9 protein-coding genes are annotated in these 7372 nt (G+C 73.9%); 2 read left to right on the top strand and 7 right to left on the bottom strand.

The window, feature by feature from the left end:
• Positions 1 to 1244: phosphatase PAP2 family protein (locus ACOV8S_RS06140; RefSeq protein ID WP_448316523.1), on the top strand; the 1244-nt coding region annotated here is incomplete at its 5' end.
• 120 nt (positions 1245 to 1364) lie between these two features.
• Positions 1365 to 2189, top strand: coding sequence for a class I SAM-dependent methyltransferase (locus tag ACOV8S_RS06135; RefSeq protein ID WP_448316522.1), 825 nt, complete (start codon positions 1365 to 1367; stop codon positions 2187 to 2189).
• Between the two features lie 31 nt (positions 2190 to 2220).
• Here ACOV8S_RS06135 and ACOV8S_RS06130 read toward each other — a convergent pair whose 3' ends face one another.
• The 7 genes from ACOV8S_RS06130 to ACOV8S_RS06100 all read right to left on the bottom strand — a co-directional run bounded on the left by ACOV8S_RS06130 (position 2221) and on the right by ACOV8S_RS06100 (position 7292).
• Positions 2221 to 2913 carry a GvpL/GvpF family gas vesicle protein gene (locus ACOV8S_RS06130; RefSeq protein WP_448316521.1) on the bottom strand — a complete coding sequence of 231 codons (693 nt, stop codon included), beginning with the start codon at positions 2911 to 2913 and terminating at the stop codon, positions 2221 to 2223.
• Positions 2914 to 3096: 183 nt separating this feature from the next.
• Positions 3097 to 3420 (bottom strand): hypothetical protein, encoded by a 324-nt coding sequence (locus ACOV8S_RS06125; RefSeq protein ID WP_448316520.1) that lies wholly within the window; start codon positions 3418 to 3420, stop codon positions 3097 to 3099.
• Positions 3417 to 3674 (bottom strand): gas vesicle protein GvpG, encoded by a 258-nt coding sequence (locus ACOV8S_RS06120; protein ID WP_448316518.1) that lies wholly within the window; start codon positions 3672 to 3674, stop codon positions 3417 to 3419. The genes ACOV8S_RS06125 and ACOV8S_RS06120 overlap by 4 nt, the downstream gene beginning before the upstream one ends.
• A gap of 4 nt (positions 3675 to 3678) precedes the next feature.
• Positions 3679 to 4452, bottom strand: a complete 774-nt coding sequence (locus tag ACOV8S_RS06115) for a GvpL/GvpF family gas vesicle protein (RefSeq protein ID WP_448316517.1) — start codon at positions 4450 to 4452, stop codon at positions 3679 to 3681.
• Positions 4449 to 4850 (bottom strand): gas vesicle structural protein GvpA, encoded by a 402-nt coding sequence (locus ACOV8S_RS06110; protein ID WP_448316516.1) that lies wholly within the window; start codon positions 4848 to 4850, stop codon positions 4449 to 4451. The genes ACOV8S_RS06115 and ACOV8S_RS06110 overlap by 4 nt, the downstream gene beginning before the upstream one ends.
• Positions 4851 to 4950: 100 nt before the next feature.
• Positions 4951 to 5313 (bottom strand): gas vesicle protein GvpO, encoded by a 363-nt coding sequence (locus ACOV8S_RS06105; protein WP_448316515.1) that lies wholly within the window; start codon positions 5311 to 5313, stop codon positions 4951 to 4953.
• Between the two features lie 155 nt (positions 5314 to 5468).
• Positions 5469 to 7292: a transketolase gene (locus ACOV8S_RS06100; RefSeq protein WP_448317376.1), complete on the bottom strand. Its 1824-nt coding sequence runs from the start codon at positions 7290 to 7292 to the stop codon at positions 5469 to 5471.
• Positions 7293 to 7372: the final 80 nt, after the last annotated feature.

Raw genomic sequence — 7372 nt, 5'->3', positions numbered from 1 at the left:
CGCTGGCGCTGGCGTCGGCCACCATCAACACGGTCGGCAAGTGGTCGGTGCGCCGTGCCCGGCCGGTGCTGGACGTGGTGCCGCTGGTGCGGAGGCTGGACAAGCAGCCGCACACCACCTCGTTCCCCTCCGGCCACTCGGCCTCGGCCGCGGCCTTCGCGACGGGGGTGGCGATGGAGTCCCTGGGCTGGGGCGCTGCGGTGGCCCCGCTGGCGGGGGCGGTGGCCCTGTCCCGGGTGTACACCGGCGTGCACTACCCCGGTGACGTGCTGGCCGGGGCCGCTCTGGGCGTGGGCGCCGCGTGCGCGGCGCGGGCGCTGGTGCCGACCCGTGACCAGGGCAAGCTGCCGGCCCGGCCGCGCGCGGCCGCCCCCTCGCTCACCCACGGGGCGGGGCTGATCATGGTGGTGAACAGCGCCTCCGGCAGCTCCGAGCGGGCGCAGGCCATCCGCGCCGCGCTCCCGCTGGCCAAGATCGTCGAGTGCGAGCCGCAGGCGCTGGAGGACGAGCTGGAGCGCGCCGCCTCGCTGGCCCGGGTGCTGGGCGTCTGCGGCGGGGACGGCACCGTCAACGCGGCGGCCCGGATCGCGCTGCGCCACGACCTGCCGCTGGCCGTGCTGCCGGGCGGGACGCTCAACCACTTCGCCTACGACCTCGGTGTGGAGGACGCACGGGGGCTGGCCCGCGCGCTGGAGCGCGGCGACGCCGTCCAGGTGGACGTGGGCATGTTCTCCACCGAGCAGCGGCGGGGCATCTTCCTCAACACCTGCAGCCTGGGCATCTACCCCGAGCTGGTGCGGGAACGGGAGCACTGGGCGCCGCGGATCGGCGGCTGGCCGGCCGGTGTGCTGGCGGCGGCGCGGGTGCTGCGGGCCGACCGGCACCCGCTGGAGGCCCGTATCCAGGGCCGGACGCACCCGCTGTGGCTGCTGTTCGCGGGCAACGGCACCTATCACCGGATGGGCGTGATGTCGGGCCGGCGTCTGGACCTCGCCGACGGGCAGCTCGACGTCCGGGTGGTGCACGGAGGCCGGCGCCCGGCCCTGCGGCTGCTGTCCGCGGCGCTGGCCGGCCCGCTGACCCGCTCCCCCGCGCACGCCGCCGTCCAGGTGCCGCACCTGCACATCGAGCGGGTCTCGCCCGGCACCCTGCTGGCGTACGACGGTGAAGTCACCCGCGTGGAGGGCGCGGTGACGTTGCGGAAGCTGCCGCGCGTGCTGACGGTGTACCGCCCGATGCCCTGACCCGCGCCAGTACTGTCGACCACCCACCCTCTGCCCGCATCATGAGACGCACATCTCATGATGCGGGCAGAGGCGTTAGCGTGGCGTCCGTCGGCAGTACTTCACCGGAGGGGGCACGGCATGGGCAGGGCACAGGAGACCGCGGTGTACACGCACGGGCACGGCGAGGCGGTGCTCCGCTCGCACCGCTGGCGGACGGCCGCCAACTCGGCCGCTTACCTGCTGGGTTCGCTCGGCCCGGGCCTGCGGGTGCTGGACGTCGGGTGCGGCCCCGGCACCATCACCGCCGACCTGGCGGAGCTGGTCCCCGGCGGCCGGGTCGTCGGCCTGGAGCACGCGGAGGGGGTGCTGGAGGCCGCGCGCGCCGAGGCGGCGCGACGGGGGGTGACGAACCTGGAGTTCGCGGTGGGCGACGTGCACGCGCTGCCCTACCGGGACGGCGAGTTCGACGTGGTGCACGCCCATCAGGTGCTCCAGCACGTCGGGGATCCGGTGACGGCTCTTCGGGAGATGCGGCGGGTGACCCGGCCCGGTGGGGTGGTGGCGGCGCGCGACTCGGACTACGGGGCGATGAGCTGGGCGCCCGTCTCACCCGGCCTGGACCGCTGGCAGGAGCTCTTCCGGCGCACTGCGCGCGCCAACGGCGGCGAGCCGGACGCGGGTCGTTTCCTGGCCGGCTGGGCCGCGGAGGCGGAGGGCTTCGAGGAGGTCGCCGTGACCTCCTCGGAGTGGGTGTGGACGAGCGCCGAGGAGCGCGCCTGGTGGGGGACGTTGTGGGCGGAGCGCACGCTGGCGCCCGTCTACGCGGACCGGGTGCGGGAGCTGGGCCTGGCCGGCGAGCACAACCTCGCGGAGATCGGCGAGGCGTGGCGCGAGTGGGGCGGCCGGCCGGAGGGACGCTTCACGGTGCCGCACGGCGAGATCCTGTGCCGCGTGGCGGGCTGATCGGCTCGCGGCCAGGACCGGTCGGCCCCGGTCACTGGCCTCCGCCGAGGGAGCAGAAGGAGTACGGGGCCCACGGGCCGGTCAGGTGGACCTTCACCCCGCCCTCGGGCAGGGCCTCGCGGGCCTTGTCGACCATTTCGACGAAGCCGCCGGACTGCCGGCGCGGCACCAGGTAGGCGGCGTCGAGGAGGTTGCGCCCCCAGGCGCTCTCCTCGGCCTCGGTGACCTTGAGGATGCGGGTCGGGCGCATCCGGGTGTCCTCGGCGGCGGCGCGCAGTTCCTCGTGCAGGCGGGCGGCGAGGTGTCCGGCCCGCCCGGCGTCGCGCTCCGCTCCGGCGTAGACGCGGACGCTCCACTCGACCCGGCCCGCGAGCCGGTCGAGCACGGCGCGGATCTCGGCGGCGTGGGTCTCCAGCAGGACCCGCACGGCGCTGTCGTCCGGCAGCACGGTGGCGAACCGAAGGGGCAGCGGAGTGGTGACGGTGGTGAGGGCGTCGATCACCTGCTCGTGCGCCCTGGCCGTGGCGGTCAGCCACGAGGGGTCCTCCAGACGGCCCCGCAGCGGCTCCTCGGCGAACTCCGCGGCGGGCACCGTGCTCACCACGGCGACCAGGCCCTCGTGGTGCACGGCGGTCGGCGGGGAGCCGGCCACGCCCGCCAGCTGGGCCTGCAGCGCCGCCTCGAACGGGCGGCAGACCGCGTAGACGTACCGCAGTCCGCTCATGGTCTCTCCTTCTCGCCGTGGGGGCCGGGGCAGGCGGTCCGGGTTCCGCCGGAGCAGACGGCCCGGGTTCCGCCGGCGCGGGTCCGGTACTCCCACCCTGCACGAGCCCGGGCCGCCGCTCCAGTTCCCCCGCCCGGGACACGCGTGTCCCGGACGGCGGCGGGGCGGCGGCCCGTGGGTCGCTCAGGCCGGCTCTATCTCGTGCCGGCCTGCCTCCTCGGCGGAGAGCTCGTCCTCGTCCGGCTCCGCGCGAAGCTCACCGTCGTCGTGCGACGAGCGGGTGAACATCTTGCGGACGAGCGAGTCGTCCCACCAGGCCGTCGCGGCACCGGCGGTGCGGACGCCCTCCATCAGCAGCCGCCGCCCCTGGTCCGCCAGGTAGGCACGGGGCTCGTCCCGGCCGACCAGCACGATGGCGACGGCCACCACGAGCGGCAGCGTCCGGGTGCGTCCCACGACGTAGCCGGCGGTGGCCGCGAGCCCGATCTCCCAGCGATGCGCGTTCATCCGAACCCACCTCCACCCTGCTGCACTCCGGCAGCGGCCTCGAGCCGCTCGAGCAGCTCGTCCTCACGCCGGTCGAACTCCTCGTCGCTGATCTCGCCTGATTCCAACTGCTCCTCCAGACGTGCCAGTTCGGCGCGGATAGTGGCAGGGTCGTAGTAGATGCGCTCGGCTTCGCGCATCACCTGGCGGATCACCCAGGCGCTGCCGCGCACCGGTGCGAACGGCAGCAGCAGCACCTGGGAGAGGAGTCCCACGGCGTCACTCCACAGCCGTGCCGGCCGTCTGCACGCCGTCCTGCGCGTGGTCGGCAGGGCCGGGTTCCACGAAACTGTAGGGCGGCAGCGGCCCGTTGACCCGCAGCTGCACGTGCGGGTTCGCCTCGCGGAACTCCTCCACCGCGGCGATGAAACGGTCGGCGGTCGCGGTGTCCACCAGGAAGGACAGGTTGGTGATCCAGCCGGAGGAGTCGGCGCCGGTGGCGATCGAGGCGGCCTGGGGCTCCAGCGCCTGCTGCAGCGCGGTCGCGTCGATCTCCTCACGGGCCTTGACGGCGCCGACGACCATCTCGCCGAGCTTCAGCTTGTCGTCGTGGCTGCCGCCGCCGGCCTGCCGGTTGGCCTCGGCCAGGGAGCGCACCTCGGCGTCCTCGGCCATCACCACGTGCAGGACGGCCTCCTCGTCGTGGTTGGCCTTGACGTTGTACTCCGCCTTGCCGTCCAGGGCGCGCAGCCGCTCCCCGTAGTGCGCGGAGCGCTCCGACAGGACCCGCAGCACCGACTCGTCGTCGGGTGCGACGTTGCCGAACCGCATCGGCAGCACGCAGCCGCCGGCGCCGGCCTCGGCGAGGATCGTCTGGTGGGCCAGGAGGTCGCGGCGCTTGGGACGCAGGTCCTCCGGCGCGTCGCCGACCACGGCGACCAGGTCGCCCTCCTTCAGCAACCGCACCGGGTTCGGCGGGTCGCCGACGCCGCCCATGCCCTCGGGCAGCGAAGGGTGGGACGCCGAGGCGATCCCGTAGACGTAGGTGCTCACTTCTCGTCCTCCTTACGTCGGGACGACGCGGGTTCCTTGCTTCCCTCGCGGCCCTGCCGGAAGGCGTCGGAGATGCTGTCGGCGGCTCCCGAGAGCGCGCCCTTGGTCTTGCCGTGGGCGCCCTTCTCCTGCATGTCGCCGACGAGGTCCGGCAGTCCCGGGTTCTTGCGCGGCCCGGATTCGAGGTCGAGGCGGTTGCACGCCTCGGCGAAACGCAGGTACGTGTCCACGCTCGCGACGACGACACGTACGTCGATCTTCAGGATTTCGATGCCGACCAGGGAGACGCGAACGAACGCGTCGATGACGAGGCCCCGGTCGAGGACGAGTTCAAGCACGTCGTAGAGGCCGCTGCTGCCGCCCCCACCACCGCTCTGCTGTGCCGGTACAACCGTCACGAGTGCTCCTCACTGTTTCCGGGCAGGGCTCCGCAAGGCATGCGGGCCCCTGCCCTGTCACGGGAAGTCGGGCGAACGTCCTGGGCGCGGTGCGCCGCGGTCAGCGGCGGTTGCCGTCCGAACGTCCGCGTTCGTAGCGCCTGATGCGCTTGTAGCCGGTGAGCATGCCGTCCGGGTCCAGGTCGACCTGGTAGGTCCCCAGCAGGCTCATCGTGTCGGGGACGCGCTCCAGTTCGAGCACCTCCACCTGCAACGACCAGCCGTCCTGGGTCCTTTCGAAGGACGACACCGACTCGGCGGCCATCCCGGTCAGCTCCTCGAGCTGACCCCGCGCCTCACGGAGCACTTCCGCGGGTCGCGGCCGGCGCTGCTCCGGCTCCTTCTTCTCGGTCTTCTCGGCCTTCTCGGTCTTCTCGGTGTCTTCGGCCTTTTCGGTGTCTTCGGTTTCCTGCTTGTTCGTCATGGCCACCTCTGTGAGTGCGGATGACCGGTGACCCTGACGGCAAACCTCCCGATGCACACCGACCGGACGCCGTTGCGGACTTCCCGTGACAGCCCCCGTCGGGCCGCTTCACACATGGGTCGACCTCGTGTCGGTCCGACGGGGGCGGGTGGGCCTCAGCCCGTGACGCCCTGCTCGGTCAGCAGGCGTGCCGAGGCCGCGATGGAGCTCGCGTCGATGCCCGCCTCGCGCAGCTGCTCCTCGGGGCTCGCGGAACCGGGCATGGACCGCACGCCGAGCCGCACCAGCCGCGGCGGCGGGGCCCCGTCGTCGAACGCGGAGGCGACCGCGTCGCCGATGCCGCCCTCCTCGTGGTGGTCCTCGACGGTGAGCAGGCAGCCGGTCTCCGCGGCGGCCCTGCGCAGCGTCTCGCGGTCCACCGGCTTCACCGAGTACAGGTCGACCACCCGGACCGCGATGCCCTCGCCGGCCAGTTCGTCCGCGGCCTTCAGCGCCTCGTGGACGGTCACGCCGGCCGCGACCAGGGTGAGCCGGTCCTCGTCCGAGGAGCGCAGCACCTTGCTGCCGCCGACCGGGAACTCCTCGTCGGGGCCGTAGAGGACGGCGCCCTTGCCGCGCGAGGTGCGCAGGTAGCGGATGCCGGTGAGGTCCGCCATGGCGGCGACCAGCTTGGCGGTCTGGTTGGCGTCGCAGGGGTAGAGCACGGTGGAGCCGTGCACCGCCCGGAACATCGCCAGGTCCTCCACCCCCATCTGCGAGGGGCCGTCCTGGCCGATGGACACGCCCGCGTGCGAGCCGACCACGTTGATGCCGGAGTCGCTGACCGCCGCCATCCGCACGAAGTCGTAGGCGCGGCTCAGGAACGCGGCGAAGGAGGACGCGAAGGGCACCCAGCCGCGCGCGGCCAGTCCCACGGCGGAGGCGACGAGCTGCTGTTCGGCGATGTAGCACTCGAAGAACCGCTCCGGGTGCTCCTTGGCGAAGGCCTCGGCCCGGGTGGAGTCGCTCACCTCGCCGTCCAGGGCGACGACGTCGCCCCGCGCGGTGCCGAGGGCGGCGAGGGCCGCCCCGTAGGCGTCCCGGGTGGCCGCCTCCTCGCCCTTGTCCCAGCGCGGCAGCTCGGGGGCGCCGGTGCGCGGGGCGGGCCTCGCGGGGGCCTCCCGGGGTCCCCTGACCTCGACCCGCAGGTCGCGTTCGCCGCCGAGTTCGGCGACGGCCGCCTCGGCGTCCTTCAGCGGCTTGCCGTGCAGCCCTTCCTTGTCCTCGGCCGCGGACACGCCGCGTCCCTTGAGGGTGCGGGCCAGCACGACGGCGGGCTGGCCGACGGTGGAGGACGCCTCGCCCAGCGCCCGCTCGATCGCCTCGGGGTCGTGGCCGTCCACCTCGACGGTGTGCCAGCCGAAGGCCTTGAACCTGCGCGCGTAGGCGTCCAGGTCGTGGCCGTGGCGGGTCTCGCCGCGCTGGCCGAGCCGGTTGACGTCGACGATGGCGGTGAGGTTGTCGAGGTGCTCGAAGGACGCCTGCTCGGCGGCCTCCCACACGGAGCCCTCGGCCAGCTCGCTGTCCCCGCACAGCACCCACACCCGGTACGGGGCCTTCTCCAGCCGCTTGCCGGACAGGGCGATGCCCACGCCCACGGGCAGGCCCTGGCCCAGCGAGCCGGTGGCGGTCTCCACCCAGGGCAGCCGGCGCGGCGTGGGGTGACCCTCGAGGCGACTGCCCTGCTGGCGGAAGGTGAGCAGTTCCTGGTCGTCGATGGCTCCGGCGGCCTTGTACGCCGCGTACAGCAGCGGCGAGGCGTGGCCCTTGGACAGCACGAAGCGGTCGTTGCCGGGGTGGCCGGGGTTGGCGAAGTCGTAGCGCAGGTGGCGGGCCAGCAGCACGGCCATCAGGTCGGCCGCCGACATCGAGGAGGTCGGGTGGCCGGACCCGGCGGCCGCGGCGGCGCGCACGCTGTCCACCCGCAGCTGCTGGCCCAGCTCGGCGAGGTGGGCGGCTTCGGCGGGGGCGGAGGCGGCGGGGGGGGGGGGGGCTCGGGGGGCGGGGGGGAATGTCTCTT

The sequence above is a fragment of the Streptomyces sp. CO7 genome (genome assembly GCF_053474865.1).
Note: the sequence above shows the minus strand (reverse complement) of the source record. Positions and strands in the feature narration are given on the sequence as shown.

Bases quoted from the DNA above. Each gene is read 5' to 3' on its own strand.
- ACOV8S_RS06135 (WP_448316522.1), top strand. From the start codon at position 1,365: ATGGGCAGGGCACAGGAGACCGCGGTGTACACGCACGGGCACGGCGAG.
- ACOV8S_RS06130 (WP_448316521.1), bottom strand. From the start codon at position 2,913: ATGAGCGGACTGCGGTACGTCTACGCGGTCTGCCGCCCGTTCGAGGCG.
- ACOV8S_RS06125 (WP_448316520.1), bottom strand. From the start codon at position 3,420: ATGAACGCGCATCGCTGGGAGATCGGGCTCGCGGCCACCGCCGGCTAC.
- ACOV8S_RS06105 (WP_448316515.1), bottom strand. From the start codon at position 5,313: ATGACGAACAAGCAGGAAACCGAAGACACCGAAAAGGCCGAAGACACC.